Genomic DNA, 14,586 nt, shown 5'->3' with positions numbered 1-14,586 from the left:
TCCGTAGAAGTGCGTAGTAAAACTAGATGAAATGATAGTAAAACGTGCAAAGGGTCATGAAAATGACCTGATGCACTGCAACATATCGAGGATGGCCCGGCGCAATGCCGGGTCAGCGGCGATACCCTCCGCATCGAGACCCGACCCCAGCAGGGGCAGGCTGATGCAGGCTTCGTCGATCAGCCGCGCCGACATGGTGCGTACCGTTTCGCGCAAGGCCGCCTGCGCATGCGTGGCGCGCGGCGAGGCGTTCAGCAGCACCAGCGGCTTGTCGATGAACGATTCATTTCCCACCATCCAGTCCAGCCCATTTTTCATGGGGCCGCTCACGCCGTGCGCGTACTCGGGGCTGGCCAGCATCAGCACATCGGCCGCCAGGATGGCGTCGCGCAGGGCCGTCACGGCCGGCAGGCTGTCGGCGTCGAGGTCGGGATTGAACAGGGGTAATTCACCGAGTCCGGGATAGATGCGGATCTCGAATGGCGCTGGGGCAAGCCCTGCGATGGCGTGCAGCAGGGCGGTGTTCAGCGAGGCGGCGCGCAGGCTGCCGGCGATGGCGAGGATGGTAATGGGCGTTTGCATCCCGCCTGTATAGCCCATCCTGTGCTCAAGCGCAAGGCGAGCAGGATGGCGCTATCGTTGTTGCTACAGCCGGTGATGGGCTGCGTGCTGCAGTACTGATTAACGGCTCAGGCCGCTCATCCAGCTTGGCTGCGGGTTGGCACGGGCCAGTTCGCGCATGCGGTATTCCAGGTCGTAGCGGTCGGTCGATTCGGCCAGGTAGGCTTCTTCGTAAGCGCGCTCGCGGCGGTCGCTGCTTTGGTTCAGCCAGGCGCCCACGCGCTTGGCGGCGTGAACGAGGGTGGCGACGATATTGCTGTTTTGCGTGGTGTGGTAAGTAAATGCGGTAGACATGGCAGACTCCTTGTGTGGCGTGCCGCGTTGTGCTGCACTGCAATATAAGTATAGCGATTCCAAGTTATAAGGCTACTTTTGATTTCAAATGTCAGCTATTCATTTTTTAAATAACAGGCGGGAAAGCTGCGCAATACGGGGCTTTAAGGCATAATGCCGGCGCAGTACCGTAGTTTTACTACAAGACGTTTTTGTCCTGGATGTTGTTTTCAGACGCAGCCCGCAGGCGTGCCGCGCCCACAAGACATCGTTCTGACGAGAAACGGTCGGCCGTGCGCCTGCCGCGCGCGAGACGTGCCATGCCTGCCCCTCTATCGTTGATGGCAGTCATGGCCCACGCTGATATCTGCGTGGCGCTTGCGCGTCCTGGCGCTGCCCGGGTGGAAACGCTTCCATGCCTGGCGCGATCAACTTGGAATTGAAAAATGGAGAAGGTATGGAATACGTAAAGCAAGGCCAGGGCGTACCGTCCGCACGGGCCGGCACGCAAAACAATACAGGCGCCCTGATCATTGTCACGGTGCTGTTTTTCATGTGGGGATTGCTGACATCGCTCAATGATGTGCTGATTCCCCATCTGCGCTCGATCTACACCTTGACCTATGTCCAGGCGATGCTGGTACAGTTCTGCTTCTTTGGCGCCTACGCCATCGTCTCGCTGCCGGCCGGCATGCTGATCAAGAAGATCGGCTACCAGCGCGGCGTCGTCGCCGGCTTGCTGATCGCGGCCGCCGGCTGCGCCATGTTCTACCCGGCGTCCACCGGCAGCTATGCGCTGTTCCTCTTGTCCTTCTTCATCCTGGCGGCCGGCATCACCGTGCTGCAGGTGGCGGCCAATCCGTATGTGACGGAACTGGGCGACCCGCAGACGGCGTCGAGCCGCCTGACCCTGACGCAGGCGTTCAACGCGCTGGGCACCACCGTGGCGCCGGCCCTGGGCGGCATGCTGATTTTGTCGGGCACCGTGCTGACGGTGCAGCAGTTCGACCTGCTGCCGGCAGCCGAGCAACTGGCTTACCGCGCCAAGGAAGCGGCCTCCGTGCAAGGCCCGTACCTGGTGCTGGCCGCCACCCTGGTGATACTGGCCGTGCTTTTCGCACTGGCAAAATTGCCGAAGATTTCGCACGCCGATGATGCGGCTGCCGTGGCGCAGGCAGGCAACAAGGCCTCGATCTGGTCGCACCGCCACCTGGTGCTGGGCGCGCTGGCCATCTTCCTGTATGTGGGCGGTGAAGTCAGCATCGGCAGCTTCCTGATCAACTTCCTGGGCGAGAGCCATATCGCTGGCCTCAGCCACGCCGATGCCGCCTATTTCGTCAGCTATTACTGGGGTGGCGCCATGCTGGGCCGTTTCGTCGGCTTTGCCGTGATGCGCTATGTCAGCCCGGGCAAGACCCTGGCCTTCAACGCCGCCGTCGTCATCGCGCTGATCCTCGTCGCCGTGTTCTCCAGCGGTCACACGGCCATGTGGGCACTGATCGCCGTCGGCCTGTTCAACTCCATCATGTTCCCGACCATCTTCAGCATGGCCCTGAACAAGCTGGGCGCGCAAACGGGTCAAGGTTCGGGCATCCTGTGCATGGCCATCGTCGGCGGCGCCATCGTGCCGTTCATCCAGGGTTTCCTGGCCGACCACATCAACCTGCAGCTGTCCTTCCTCGTGCCGGCCCTGTGCTACACCTTCATCCTGTACTTCGGCTGGAAATACGCCAGCATGTACAAGGACGATGCCGCCAAATAAGCAAGGTGGCGTGATTAATCAAAAGGGTGGCCTCGGCCACCCTTTTTTTTGTCAGTGCGCGAATGGCGTGCCCAGCACGTCCTGGCACACCTCGAGCCAGGCGCGCGCCGCGTGCGACAGATAACGTCCGCTCCAGACATGCGCCACCTGCCATGCCACTTCCGGTTCGACGATGCGCACCGCCTCCAGCCGTTCGCCGGCCAGGCGGTGGATGAACGGCTCGGGCAGCAGGGCCACGCCCAGGCCCGCCGAGGCCATCGCCACCAGCCAGTCCCACTGGCCGCTCTGCGCGGCGATGGTCGGCGTGAATCCCGCTTGCGCGAAATGCTGGCGCAGGCTGCGCGTGAGGGCGAAATCATCCTTCAATAACACCAGCGGCAGCTCTGCCAGCGCCTTGAAGGGCAGTGTCGTGCGGTTTTTCTGGAACGTGCCCGGCTCGGCCAGGGCCCAGATCGGGTAGTTGGCCACTTCCACCGCCACGAGGTCGAGTTCCGGGTCGGCCGGCAGCACCGTCATGCCGATTTCCAGCTCGCCCCCCGCCACCTTGCGCTCGATCTGCTGGCCCGTGTCTTCCTGCAGGGTCAGGCTGATGTTCGGATGGCGCGCCCGAAAGGCTTTTAATACGGGCGTAAACAGCACGTTGATCATGGGTGGAATGCCGACCGCCAGGCTGCCGCGCTGCAAGGCCTGGGTGTCGCGCACTTCCAGGGTCAGCTGGCGCATATTGGCCAGCATCTCCTTGCCGTGCTGGTAGACGATGCGGCCCGTGTCCGTCAGGGTCAGCTTGCGCCCGTCGCGCACCAGCAGCTGGGCGCCCACCTCGTCTTCCAGCTGGCGCACCATCTTGCTGATGGTCGACTGGGTCAGGTGCAGCGACTCGGCCGCCTGCGTAAAGCTCGACAGGCGCACGGTTTCGACGAAATAGCGCAGGGAACGGATATCCAAGGGAGTGCTCAGCGTTGGCAGGGCATGAAAATATCGACTGAATGTGACGAAATTAATTCATGCCATGCATGTGGACAGGATTTTATACTGAAACCACTTATGGGGCTGGTGTATGACAGCCATCCAGTTTAAGAATATTAAGAATATCAGGAGCATCACGATGTACGAGGACCGTATCCGCCACCCAGGCTTGCTCAGCAAAATCATGAGCGCCGATGAGGCAGCCAAATTGTTCCACAACGGCATGCGTGTCGGCATGAGCGGCTTTACCCGTGCCGGCGACGCCAAGGCCTTGCCGCGCGCGCTGGCCGAACGCGCCCTGCAAGATCCATTGAGCCTGACCCTGATCACGGGCGCTTCACTGGGCAATGGCAGCGATGGCCTGATGGCCGAGGCGGGCGTGCTGGCGCGCCGCATGCCGTTCCAGGTCGACCCCGTCTTGCGCGGCAAGATCAACAACGGTGAAGTCATGTTCATCGACCAGCACCTGTCGGAAACGGCCGAGCAGCTGCGTTCGGGCAACCTGGCCGCCGTCGACATCGCCGTCATCGAAGCGACGGCCATCACGGCCGCCGGCGCCATCATCCCGACCATGTCGGTGGGCAACTCCGCCGCGTTTGCCCAGCAGGCCACGCAAGTGATCATCGAAATCAACCTGTCCACGCCGCTGGCGCTGGAAGGCTTGCATGACATTTATATACCGCAAACCTTGCCGGGCCGCGAACCGATACCGCTCACGCGCGTCGACCAGCGCCTGGGCAGCACGGCCATCGCCATCGACCCGGCCCGCATCGCCGCCATCGTCATCACGGACAGCCCCGACAGCCCGTCGAACGCCTTGCCGCCCGACGCGGAAACGCAGGCCATCGCCGGCCACGTGATCGCTTTTCTCGAAGGCGAAGTGGCGGCCGGGCGCATGGGCCCGGAACTGCTGCCCCTGCAAGCGGGCATCGGCACCATCGCCAATGCCGTGCTGCATGGCCTGATCGGCTCGCCCTTCCAGAACATGACGATGTATTCCGAAGTGCTGCAGGACAGCGCCATCGAGCTGCTCGATTCGGGCCAGCTGGCGTTCGCGTCGGCCTCGTCGATTACCTTGTCGGCCGCCGTGCACCAGAAGCTGATGGACAATATCGATCATTACCGCTCGAAAATCGTGCTGCGCCCGCAAGAGATCAGCAACCATCCCGAGATCGTGCGCCGCCTGGGCATCATCGCCCTGAACACGGCGCTCGAGTTCGATATCTACGGCAACGTCAATTCCACGCACGTGTGCGGCACGCACATGATGAACGGCATCGGCGGCTCGGGCGACTTTGCGCGCAATGGGCAAGTGTCGATGTTCGTGTCGAAATCGGCGGCCAAGGGCGGGCGCATTTCCAGCGTCGTGCCGATGGTCTCGCATGTCGACCATACGGAGCATGACGTCGACGTGCTGGTGACGGAGTGGGGTTTTGCGGACTTGCGCGGACTGGCGCCGCGCGAACGGGCGCCGCTGATCATCGAGCGCTGCACGCATCCCGATTACCGCGCGCAACTGCGTGCTTATTATGACGCGGCATGCCAGCGCGGCGGCCATACGCCGCACATCCTGGAGCAGGCGCTGTCGTGGCATACGCGCTACCAGGAAACGCAGAGCATGCTGGCAGCGTAGCAGGCTTCGCTAACCTCAGGACAGGCAGGGCGGTGCTGCACCGCGCCTGCCTTTTTGTTTTTCCTCAGTACATATGCAGCGCCTTGGCGCCCAGGCCCAGCAGGGCAAACGTGGTGGTGGCCTGTATCCCCATGAACCACAGGAAGTGGGTGTGCATGTGCTTGCGGATGTCGCCCAGTTCCGTGCGCAAGGCGTGGCAGTCGCCGCGCAAGTCGCCGCGAAACTGCGTCAGGTCGGCGCGCAGCAACTGCGATTCGTCGCGCAACTCCGTACGTAGATTGTCGAGGCCGTCGCCAAGACGCTGTTCCAGGGTCTTGAACCATAGCCGGTCATGTTCCCGGTCCGTTTCCAGTTTTGTCAGGCGCGCTTCCATGCGTACAGCATTGTGCGGGCCTTGCTGTTTGTCAAGCTGGTCCGTGGCATAGGCTTCGTTCATTTCGCCCTCCTTCGCGCGAGCCGCGCTGCACCAGCGCAGGCGGCTTCACTCCACTGTCCGCCTTTTCTGTCGGGACGGTTTGCGCTGGATCAAACGTCAGGAAGCCGGTGCAAAGCGTAAACGGATGCCTGCCGTGACGACGGCCAGCAAATCGTCGATATGCGCGTTCATTTCCGGGTGCGGCGTCCATGGGTCGCCCGCATCCATGACGATGCGCAGCGAGACGAGGCCGTGCAGCGATTGCCAGAAGATTTGCGTCATCGTGTGCAGCGCCGGCTCGTCCTGGCGCACCAGGCCCGCCTGCGCCAGTTCGCCGAACAGGTGCAGCGCATAGGCGTACGGATCCTGCTCGATATTGCCGTGTTCGACTTCGACGGCGTCGAGCTCCGCATGCGGACGCAGCTCCATGAAGATCAGCGAATATTCGTCGGGATGCTGGAAGCCGTACTCGATGTAGGCGCGGCCGACCAGGCGGATGCGTTCCCACGGCTCAGTGCTGGCGGCGCAGGCCGTGCGCATGGCGCGCACCAGTTCCAGCAAGTCCTTGTCCATGGCCTGGGCGATCAGGGTGGCCTTGTCGCGGAACAGGGCGTACACGACGGTGGTGGAAAAGCCGGCCGCCTCGGCCACCTTGCGGATGGAGACGGCGCGCGCGCCTCCTTTCTTGATGAGATCTTTGACGACGTCGATGATGTGCTCGCGCCGCGCCTGAGCCTCGCGTAACTTTCTTTCCTGGATATTAGTTAACTTCTTGTCCACGACTCTTTCCTGGCGACTCTATGAAAGCAAGAATTATAGGGGGGCGATTGGGCGCCAATGTGTCAGCGGCTGTTACAAATCAGTTTTTTGTCCGGTAGATGCAACAGCTGACCGATTTTTCGTGCTTTTGCCCGTCACTTTTCCATCGATGCCCCGGATTGGTGCACAAATCGCCTGGCCAGGCTTTGCGAATGGGCCCAAAGGGCGGAAAATAGCGGGATAGCTTACACTGCGTTTTTAAGTAATCCCCGGGAAATTATTGTGAATTTATAGCGAACAGAAGCGGATGCGATGCAAGGCGCTCGCCGCGACGTAGTGCGAGCACTGCTAGCGGTGGGCAACACAGCAGCGCGCCGATTGTGGAGACTAGAAATCAGAAGAATTTATTGGGGGTTACTTAGCGCGCCGGCGCCAGCCCACGAGGCAACGCCGGAACACTTACATTCGGACGGGATCATTACATGACCATTAAAATCAGCCAGAACTTCGACTCGGGCGCCATCGACGTGGTGAGCGCCACCAGTGCCGGCGCCATCGACCTGAACTTGCGCAAGGATAGCCACGCCGACATCCACCAGTGGTTCCACTTCCGCCTGCAGGGCGCGCGTGGCCAGGCATGCACGATGCGTTTCCTGAACGCGGGCCAGGCCACCTATCCGGCCGGCTACGAAGACTACCAGGCCGTGGCCAGCTACGACAGCGAAAACTGGTTCCGCGTGCCGACCTCGTTCGACGGCCAGGTCATGACGATCTCGCACACGCCGGAACTCGACAGCGTGTATTACGCTTATTTCGAGCCGTATTCGTGGGAGCGCCATCTGCGTCTGCTGGGCGAAGTGGCCGAGCATCCGCTGGCGCGCGTGTCCGACCTGGGCAGCACGGTCGACGGCCGCGACATGAACATGGTGACCATCGGCAACCCGCAGGCGGAAAAGAAGATCTGGGTCATCGCGCGCCAGCATCCGGGCGAATCGATGGCGGAATGGTTCGTCGAAGGCTTGATCGACTCGCTGCTGGACGACGCCAACCCGATCGCGCGCAAACTGCTGCAGCGCGCCGTGTTCCACATCGTGCCGAACATGAACCCGGACGGTTCCATCCGCGGCAACCTGCGCACGAATGCGGCAGGCGCCAACCTGAACCGCGAATGGATGACGCCTTCGCTGGAATCGAGCCCGGAAGTGCTGTGCGTGAAAAACAAGATCCATGAAACGGGCGTCGACATGTTCTTCGACATCCATGGCGATGAAGCGCTGCCGTACAACTTTGTGGCCGGCAATGAAATGCTGGAAAACTTCACGCCGGCGCAAGCGGCGCACCAGAAAGCCTTCATCGAGCGCTACAAGCAGGCCAGCCCCGATTTCCAGGACAAGTTCGGCTATGCGGCCAGCAAGTACAAATCGGACATGCTGACCTTGGCGTCGAAATACATCGGCCACCACTTCGGCTGCCTGGCGCTGACGCTGGAAATGCCATTCAAGGAAAACGCCGACTTGCCGGATCCGGCCGTCGGCTGGAACGGCGCGCGCAGCGCGGCCCTGGGCGCGGCCATGCTGCAGCCTATCCTGCTGTCGCTGGATTGAACGGCGTTGTTCATGGGTATCGAGATCGAGCGTAAATTTTTGCTTGCCGGCGACGCCTGGCGCGGCCTGGGCCAGGCGGTCCTGCTGCGCCAGGGCTATCTGTCGTCCGCGCGCGAGCGCGTGGTGCGCGTGCGCATCGAGGGCGAACAGGCGATGCTGACCATCAAGGGGGCGAACGTGGGCGCGACGCGCGGCGAGTGGGAGTATCCGATTCCGCTGGCCGACGCCGCCGAACTGCTCGACGGCCTGTGCGAACAGCCGCTGATCGAAAAGGTCCGCCACCGCATCGAACATGCGGGCATGGTGTGGGAAGTCGACGAGTTCCTGGGCGCGAATGCGGGCCTGGTGGTGGCCGAGATCGAACTGGCCTCGGAAGACCAGCCGTTCGAGAAGCCCGACTGGATCGGCGCGGAAGTGTCGGGCGACGCGCGCTACTACAACGCGAATCTGATCCGCCACCCGTTTTCGCAGTGGTGATGGTGGATTACTGGACGTTGTAATGAAAAAGGCGGAACCTCGGTTCCGCCTTTTTTTGCATCAGGGGTATTGTCGGATTACGCCGTGCCGGCTAATCCGACCTACGGCCTATGCCAGCAACGTAGGTCGGATTAGCGCGCAGCGCGTAATCCGACAACACCGTTACAGCATCAATGGAAGTGTTCCGTGCCTTGCGGCGTATCTTCCGGCATTTCCGCATGCGCCAGCTCGCCCACGGGATCGGCAAACAGGGGCGCGCCGCAATCGTCGCAGTATTCACCGACAAAACGTTCCGCGTGGCGCTTGATCTGCGTCACGCCGGCGGCGTTCAGGTGCTCGATGATTTCATCGACGGGCGTCTTTTGCTTGTCCAGCGCGGCGATGCCGACCTGGATCAGGCCTTCGATCGGCGTGCCATCCTCGTCTTCCTGGCCATATAAAGGCCAGACGATGCCGTAGATCACGTCCGGCGCCTGGCGCAGGGTGAAGGCGATGCGGTACTCGTCCACCTGGCCATCGGCCGCTTCCTCGCCGAAACCGGCGATGACGGCGCGCAGTTCCGACGGCTCGATGGCCAGCGTGTGCGTCAGGTAGTGCACGGCGGCGCGCACGGAGACGGGGCGTATCAGCTTGTCCGCTTCGCGGCAGGCCACGTAATACGCTTCCGGCAGCAGCAATTCCAGGCCGCAGCCGGGCAGCAGGCGGGCGATCGTCGGCGTGGCCTGCGTGCGCCATTGTTCCAGGGCGGCGCTGCGCTCGGCGATGAAGTCGAGCTGGCTGGCCGGCGTCTGCCAGCGGAACAGCGGTGCGCCAGCAGGGGCCACCACGGCCACCAGCAGGTAGCGTGTGTCGGCCAGGAAGGGCGCCGTTTCCGCCTCTTTGGCCGACGGCTTGACGGCTGTGCCTTTCAGGGCGGCCAGTGCCAGCTTCTGCGTCTTGGCATAGGTCTCGACGTGGCTGCGCGGCAGCTGGTCGATCGAATACAGGGTGGGCGCCATGGCCATCTTCGTACCATCGGCCAGCAGGTGGGCGGCGAAATGCGCCGACAGCACGCCATGCGCGTCGCCGGCCATGGGGCCGGAGGCGATGGAAAAGCGCGTCCACGCGAGGATGGGCACGGCGACCAGCAGGGCGTCGTAGCGCACGTCTTCATGCGTAATGACGGTCGATTCGCTGACGGCTTCAACGCAGTCCATCAGCACGTCGTAGGCGTTCAAGTCTTCCTTGAACAGGCTGCCCAGGGTGTTGTCGATGGTGTCCTGGTGGCCGGTTTTGAGTAATTTCTGGAGCTGCGTATCCAGGCTGTGTTCCCAGGACCGCTCTTCGAGACGGCTGGCTGCCTGTACGATCGCCTGGGCAAAGGTGACCAGGCGCTGGCTGTCGGCAGTCAGTTTATGGGATGAATCTTTGGAAGGACGACGCATGGCGGGATAAGAGTCTCGGAAAGTGAAAAAAATGGATCAGTCAAACAATGATAAACCCTTATAACCGTATTGTAGAGGATTCAGCCGCACGCAATACGTAAGCTATCCTCAGATCATGCCAATAGTCGGAATTTCAAGTCGGAACGGGGCGCAGGGACGAAAAAAAGCGCCGGTCGGAACCGGCGCTTTTATCTTACCTCACAGCTGGGCTGATTACTCGGCCAGCAGTTGACGCAACACGAATGGCAGGATACCGCCATGCTTGTAGTAATCGACTTCGATCGGCGTATCGATGCGCAGCAGCACTTTCACGTCGACGCTGGTGCCGTCGGCGCGGTGGATCACCAGGGTGGCCAGTTGCTGTGGCTTGATTTCGCCTTCGAGGCCTTTCAGGTCGAAGGTTTCATTGCCGGTGATGCCCAGGGTTTGCACGCTGTCGTCGCCGATGAATTGCAGCGGCAACACGCCCATGCCCACCAGGTTCGAGCGGTGAATACGCTCGAACGAACGGGTGATCACGGCTTTCACGCCCAGCAGTTGCGTACCTTTTGCCGCCCAGTCGCGCGACGAGCCCGTACCGTACTCTTCGCCGCCGAAGACCATGGTTGGCGTGCCTTCAGCAACATATTTCATCGCTGCGTCATAGATCGACATCTGTTCGCCGGAAGGCTGGTGAATCGTGATGCCGCCTTCGACCGCCGAACCGTCCGCCTTGGCAGGGATCATGCGGTTCTTGATACGCACGTTGGCGAACGTGCCGCGCATCATGATTTCATGGTTGCCGCGACGCGAGCCGTAGGAGTTGAAGTCCGCTTTCAGGACGCCGTTTTCCTTCAGCCACTTGCCTGCAGGACCGTTTTCCTGGATCGAGCCGGCTGGCGAGATGTGGTCGGTGGTGATGGAATCGCCGAACACGCCCAGTGCGCGCGCGCCTTCGATGCCGGTGGCCACTGCCGCTGGCGTCATCGAGAAGTTGTCGAAGAACGGTGGTTCCGCGATGTAGGTCGATTTCGGCCAGTTGTAGACTTGACCGGACACGGTCGTGACTTTTTCCCACAGCTTGCCTGGTGCGCCCTTGACGTCGGCGTAGTTGTCCTTGAACACCTTGGCGTTCATGGCGAACTTCATCATGGCCGAAACTTCAGCCGAGGTCGGCCAGATGTCGCCCAGGTAGATATCCTTGCCGCCCTTGCCCTTGCCGACAGGTTCCGTCATCAGGTCGCGCGTCATGTTGCCGGCGATGGCGTAAGCGACGACCAGCGGTGGCGAAGCGAGGAAGTTCGAGCGGATGTTCGGGTGAATACGCGCTTCGAAGTTGCGGTTGCCCGACAGTACGGCCGACGCGACGATGTCGTGCGTGGCAATGGCGGCGTTCAGCTCAGGCGTCAGGTCGCCCGCATTGCCGATACAGGTGGTGCAGCCGTAGGCGGTCACGCCGAAGCCCAGTTTTTCCAGGTATGGCAGCAGGCCGGCAGCCGTCAGGTACTCGGTCACGACGCGCGAGCCGGGGGCCAGCGAGGTCTTGATGTGCGGAGCGACTTTCAGGCCGGCTTCCACGGCTTTCTTGGCCAGCAGGCCGGCAGCCAGCATCACGCTCGGGTTCGAGGTGTTGGTGCACGAGGTGATCGCGGCGATCAGCACGTCGCCGTTCGACACTTTCACGCCGTTCGTCGTTTCGTACACGGCAGCCAGGTCGGCCGGGTTCTTGTTGAAGCCGTTTTCCGTGGTTGGCTTGGCGAACAGCTCGGCGAAGTTCGCTTTCACGTTGCCGATTTCGATACGGTCTTGCGGGCGCTTCGGGCCGGCCAGCGACGGAGCGACCGTGGCCAGGTTCAGTTCCACCACGCGGGTGTAGTCGATCTCGCCGGCTTTTGGCACGCCGAACAGGTTTTGCGCTTTGAAGTAGCCTTCGAACGCGGCGATTTCAGCCTTGCTGCGGCCGGTGCCCTTGAAGTAATCGATGGTGGCTTCGTCGACCGGGAAGAAGCCCATGGTCGCGCCGTATTCCGGTGCCATGTTGGCGATCGTCGCGCGGTCGGTCAGGGTCAGCGATTCGGTGCCTTCGCCGAAGAATTCGACGAACTTGCCGACGACTTTTTCTTTGCGCAGCAATTCGGTGATGGTCAGTACCAGGTCGGTGGCGGTGCAGCCTTCGCGCAGCGCGCCCGACAGGTTCACGCCGATGACGTCAGGCGTCAGGAAATAGACCGGCTGGCCCAGCATGCCGGCTTCCGCCTCGATGCCGCCCACGCCCCAGCCGACCACGCCGATGCCGTTGATCATGGTGGTGTGCGAGTCGGTGCCGACCAGGGTGTCAGGGTAGTACACGTCGCCGGCTTTCTTGCCTGCGTGGTGCACGCCGCGCGCCAGGTATTCCAGGTTGACCTGGTGGACGATGCCGAAGCCTGGTGGCACGACGCCGAAGGTGTCGAATGCCTGCATGCCCCATTTCATGAACTGGTAACGCTCGTTGTTACGCGAGAATTCCAGTTTCATGTTCAGGTCCAGCGCTTTCTTTTCGCGGTAGTGATCGATGGTCACCGAGTGGTCGACCACCAGGTCGACTGGTACCAGCGGTTCGATCTTCTTGGCGTTGATGCCCATCTTGGCGGCCACGTTGCGCATGGCTGCCAGGTCGGCCAGCAGCGGTACGCCGGTGAAGTCTTGCAGCACGACGCGCGCCACTACGAACGGGATCTCGTCGGTGCGCTCGGCGGTCGGGCCCCAGCTCGCCAATTGCTTGACGTGTTCTTCGGTGACTTTTTTGCCGTCGCAGTTGCGCAATACCGATTCAAGCACGATGCGAATCGACACTGGCAGGCGGGAGACATTGATGCCCAGGCTTTTTTCCAGTGCAGGCAGGGAGTACAGCTTGCCCTTCTTGCTATCCGAAATATTAAAGTCCTTGAGCGTGTTCAGAGTGTTGCGGGACATGACCTCTCCTTGTTGGGTATCGTCTATTTATTGATTATTCAAATTACAAAACATGACTGAGCCCCCGAAGAGGCCCTTGCTACGCACATCAGCCGCCGGTGGCCGGCAGCACGCCCAGCGATGGCGCGGCTTCCACCACTGCCGCCGGCTTGGCTTGCTCTGCATCCTTGCATTCATTGGCCAGCTGGCGGCCCTGTTTGGAATCGAGCAGCATGCCTTTGGCCGGGATGCCGATCCAGACGAGACCATATAAACGGTTCTCGAAGCGGTTGGCGCCGGTGGTGGTGCCAACGCGGCTCAGGCGGTGCAGGCGCTTCTTCCAGCGCAGGGCGATGTGTTTGTCGTCAGTAGCATTGGTGTAGATGGTAATTTTATTACCAAGTTCACAATTGAAATCGGTGGAGGCCGAACCCGCGGTATCCGGCTCGTCGGACTCTTCCTTGTCGACCATGGACATGGCCAGCGGATGCGCTTCCTTGGCGGCAGCCTTTGCCTTGGTGGCCTTGGCTTTCGGCTTGGCCTTGGCTTTGACCGCCTTGGCGTTTGCCGCTTCCTTGGTATCCGTGGCGGCGAAGCTGGCTGGCGCCAGCGTGAGGGTCATGGCGCCCAGCGCGACGCTGCAGGCAATTGCTAATTTGGAGAGGGACATCGTGTAATTCCTGTCAGTTTTCAGTGGTGCTGGAAGAGGGGGCGTTGAGTAATGCAGCGGCCGCCTCGGGCAGGCCGAGGCCTGCCAGTTTGGCGCGTTGCAAAACGGTCCAATAATATCGGTAGCTGGCGCGGTCGTGCAAGCGGCCATTTTGCGCAATCGGTCCCCAGTTGGCGCGCAGCGCTTCATTCAGGATGTTGCTGGCCTCGTTGACTTCGGACAGGCGCGGCGTGAAGGCCTTGATGATGGGCTTGATCTGGTCCGGGTGGATGCTCCACATGCGCGTGTAGCCGAACTCGGCTGTTGCGCGCTGGGCATCGTTGGCCACCACGGCCGAATCGCGCACGTCCGTCGTCACGTTGTGCGACGGCACCTTGCCGTGCGCATGGCAGGCGGCCGCCACTTCCAGCTTGGCGCGCACCACCAGCGGGTGCGTGAACTGGCCCGGCGTGCGCATGGCGGCGGCGGGAATGGCGCCGTAATGGGCCGAAACGAAATCCATGATGCCGAAGGACAGGCATTCGACCTGGGGCAGGGCGGCGATCGCATAGGCGTCGCGCAGCGCGCCATGCGTCTCGATCAGGATGTGCACGGGCAGGTTGTCGCGGCCGGCGCGGCGCGCGTGCAGGTTGATCAGGTCGATGGCCAGCATGGCATCCTGCACGCCGCCCACCTTGGGCACGGCGATGTAGGCCAGACGCGAGGCGGCGGTGCAGATGATTTCCACGTCGCGCGCGAAAAACGGGCTGTCGACGTCGTGCACGCGCACGCCGATGCGGTTGAACTGGTTCTCGTCGCTGGCCAGCAGGCCCGCGATCATCAGAGCGTGAGATTCTTCATTGCCGGCGCTGGCGCCGTCTTCGCAGTCGAACGTGATGTCGAACAGGGGGCCAAGCTCTTGTTGCAAAGCAATCGATTTACGCATCAGCTTTTCAGAGCCGGCGTAGTGGTCGCAAGCGGCGAGCAACAGCGGCTGGCGTTTGCCTTGGAATAAAACCTCGGAAGGGTGCATGCTTAAGGCATTTCTGCAGGTAAAAACTACTTGATAAAACAGCCGCGCCGCGAATCT

13 protein-coding genes are annotated in these 14,586 nt (G+C 61.7%); 4 read left to right on the top strand and 9 right to left on the bottom strand.

Annotation, left to right across the window (positions count from 1 at the left end; translation table 11 throughout):
- Nucleotides 1-54 precede the first annotated feature (54 nt).
- Together LSO07_RS22170 and LSO07_RS22165 are read right to left on the bottom strand one after the other, a co-directional pair.
- Nucleotides 55-582, bottom strand: coding sequence for an NADPH-dependent FMN reductase (locus LSO07_RS22170; protein WP_151096578.1), 528 nt, complete (start codon nucleotides 580-582; stop codon nucleotides 55-57).
- 99 nt (nucleotides 583-681) lie between these two features.
- Entirely contained in the window at nucleotides 682-915 is a 234-nt protein-coding gene (locus LSO07_RS22165) for a DUF3563 family protein (protein WP_080698581.1), read from the bottom strand.
- A 436-nt stretch (nucleotides 916-1,351) separates the two neighbouring features.
- On the opposite strand from LSO07_RS22165, the gene fucP reads away from it, so the two are divergent.
- Entirely contained in the window at nucleotides 1,352-2,656 is a 1,305-nt protein-coding gene (gene fucP, locus LSO07_RS22160) for an L-fucose:H+ symporter permease (protein WP_151096577.1), read from the top strand.
- 51 nt (nucleotides 2,657-2,707) lie between these two features.
- On the opposite strand, the gene LSO07_RS22155 is transcribed toward fucP, so the two are convergent.
- Nucleotides 2,708-3,601 carry a LysR substrate-binding domain-containing protein gene (locus tag LSO07_RS22155; protein WP_151096576.1) on the bottom strand — a complete coding sequence of 298 codons (894 nt, stop codon included), beginning with the start codon at nucleotides 3,599-3,601 and terminating at the stop codon, nucleotides 2,708-2,710.
- A 160-nt stretch (nucleotides 3,602-3,761) separates the two neighbouring features.
- On the opposite strand from LSO07_RS22155, the gene LSO07_RS22150 reads away from it, so the two are divergent.
- A complete protein-coding gene (locus LSO07_RS22150) occupies nucleotides 3,762-5,255 on the top strand; it encodes an acetyl-CoA hydrolase/transferase family protein (protein WP_034789193.1) in 1,494 nt (497 codons plus the stop codon).
- A gap of 64 nt (nucleotides 5,256-5,319) precedes the next feature.
- On the opposite strand, the gene LSO07_RS22145 is transcribed toward LSO07_RS22150, so the two are convergent.
- On the bottom strand, nucleotides 5,320-5,691 hold the full coding sequence (locus tag LSO07_RS22145; RefSeq protein WP_151096575.1) for a hypothetical protein: 372 nt from the start codon (nucleotides 5,689-5,691) through the stop codon (nucleotides 5,320-5,322).
- 96 nt (nucleotides 5,692-5,787) lie between these two features.
- Nucleotides 5,788-6,450: a TetR/AcrR family transcriptional regulator gene (locus LSO07_RS22140; RefSeq protein ID WP_070282084.1), complete on the bottom strand. Its 663-nt coding sequence runs from the start codon at nucleotides 6,448-6,450 to the stop codon at nucleotides 5,788-5,790.
- A gap of 461 nt (nucleotides 6,451-6,911) precedes the next feature.
- Here LSO07_RS22140 and LSO07_RS22135 point away from each other — a divergent pair, with 461 nt between their 5' ends.
- Together LSO07_RS22135 and LSO07_RS22130 are read left to right on the top strand one after the other, a co-directional pair.
- Nucleotides 6,912-8,033: a M14 family metallopeptidase gene (locus LSO07_RS22135; RefSeq protein ID WP_034789119.1), complete on the top strand. Its 1,122-nt coding sequence runs from the start codon at nucleotides 6,912-6,914 to the stop codon at nucleotides 8,031-8,033.
- Between the two features lie 12 nt (nucleotides 8,034-8,045).
- A complete protein-coding gene (locus tag LSO07_RS22130; RefSeq protein WP_070282242.1) occupies nucleotides 8,046-8,510 on the top strand; it encodes a CYTH domain-containing protein in 465 nt (154 codons plus the stop codon).
- Nucleotides 8,511-8,680: 170 nt separating this feature from the next.
- Here LSO07_RS22130 and LSO07_RS22125 read toward each other — a convergent pair whose 3' ends face one another.
- The 4 genes from LSO07_RS22125 to LSO07_RS22110 form a co-directional block, all read right to left on the bottom strand.
- Nucleotides 8,681-9,934, bottom strand: a complete 1,254-nt coding sequence (locus LSO07_RS22125) for a DUF2863 family protein (protein WP_151096574.1) — start codon at nucleotides 9,932-9,934, stop codon at nucleotides 8,681-8,683.
- 213 nt (nucleotides 9,935-10,147) lie between these two features.
- On the bottom strand, nucleotides 10,148-12,868 hold the full coding sequence (gene acnA, locus LSO07_RS22120; protein ID WP_070254090.1) for an aconitate hydratase AcnA: 2,721 nt from the start codon (nucleotides 12,866-12,868) through the stop codon (nucleotides 10,148-10,150).
- An 88-nt stretch (nucleotides 12,869-12,956) separates the two neighbouring features.
- Nucleotides 12,957-13,517, bottom strand: coding sequence for a hypothetical protein (locus LSO07_RS22115; protein ID WP_034789113.1), 561 nt, complete (start codon nucleotides 13,515-13,517; stop codon nucleotides 12,957-12,959).
- A gap of 13 nt (nucleotides 13,518-13,530) precedes the next feature.
- Entirely contained in the window at nucleotides 13,531-14,529 is a 999-nt protein-coding gene (locus LSO07_RS22110) for an HpcH/HpaI aldolase/citrate lyase family protein (protein WP_034789112.1), read from the bottom strand.
- Nucleotides 14,530-14,586: the final 57 nt, after the last annotated feature.

Source organism: Janthinobacterium sp. PLB04 (assembly GCF_021165895.1).
Classification (GTDB): domain Bacteria; phylum Pseudomonadota; class Gammaproteobacteria; order Burkholderiales; family Burkholderiaceae_D; genus Janthinobacterium; species Janthinobacterium lividum.
The sequence above is the reverse complement of the archived record's forward strand: the minus strand, read 5'-3'. Positions and strand labels throughout refer to the sequence as shown.

Coding starts and splice junctions, on each gene's coding strand:
- LSO07_RS22145 (WP_151096575.1), bottom strand. CDS start 5,691: ATGAACGAAGCCTATGCCACGGACCAGCTTGACAAACAGCAAGGCCCG.
- fucP (WP_151096577.1), top strand. CDS start 1,352: ATGGAATACGTAAAGCAAGGCCAGGGCGTACCGTCCGCACGGGCCGGC.
- LSO07_RS22115 (WP_034789113.1), bottom strand. CDS start 13,517: ATGTCCCTCTCCAAATTAGCAATTGCCTGCAGCGTCGCGCTGGGCGCC.
- LSO07_RS22135 (WP_034789119.1), top strand. CDS start 6,912: ATGACCATTAAAATCAGCCAGAACTTCGACTCGGGCGCCATCGACGTG.
- LSO07_RS22150 (WP_034789193.1), top strand. CDS start 3,762: ATGTACGAGGACCGTATCCGCCACCCAGGCTTGCTCAGCAAAATCATG.
- LSO07_RS22110 (WP_034789112.1), bottom strand. CDS start 14,529: ATGCACCCTTCCGAGGTTTTATTCCAAGGCAAACGCCAGCCGCTGTTG.
- LSO07_RS22170 (WP_151096578.1), bottom strand. CDS start 582: ATGCAAACGCCCATTACCATCCTCGCCATCGCCGGCAGCCTGCGCGCC.
- LSO07_RS22130 (WP_070282242.1), top strand. CDS start 8,046: ATGGGTATCGAGATCGAGCGTAAATTTTTGCTTGCCGGCGACGCCTGG.
- LSO07_RS22125 (WP_151096574.1), bottom strand. CDS start 9,934: ATGCGTCGTCCTTCCAAAGATTCATCCCATAAACTGACTGCCGACAGC.
- LSO07_RS22165 (WP_080698581.1), bottom strand. CDS start 915: ATGTCTACCGCATTTACTTACCACACCACGCAAAACAGCAATATCGTC.
- acnA (WP_070254090.1), bottom strand. CDS start 12,868: ATGTCCCGCAACACTCTGAACACGCTCAAGGACTTTAATATTTCGGAT.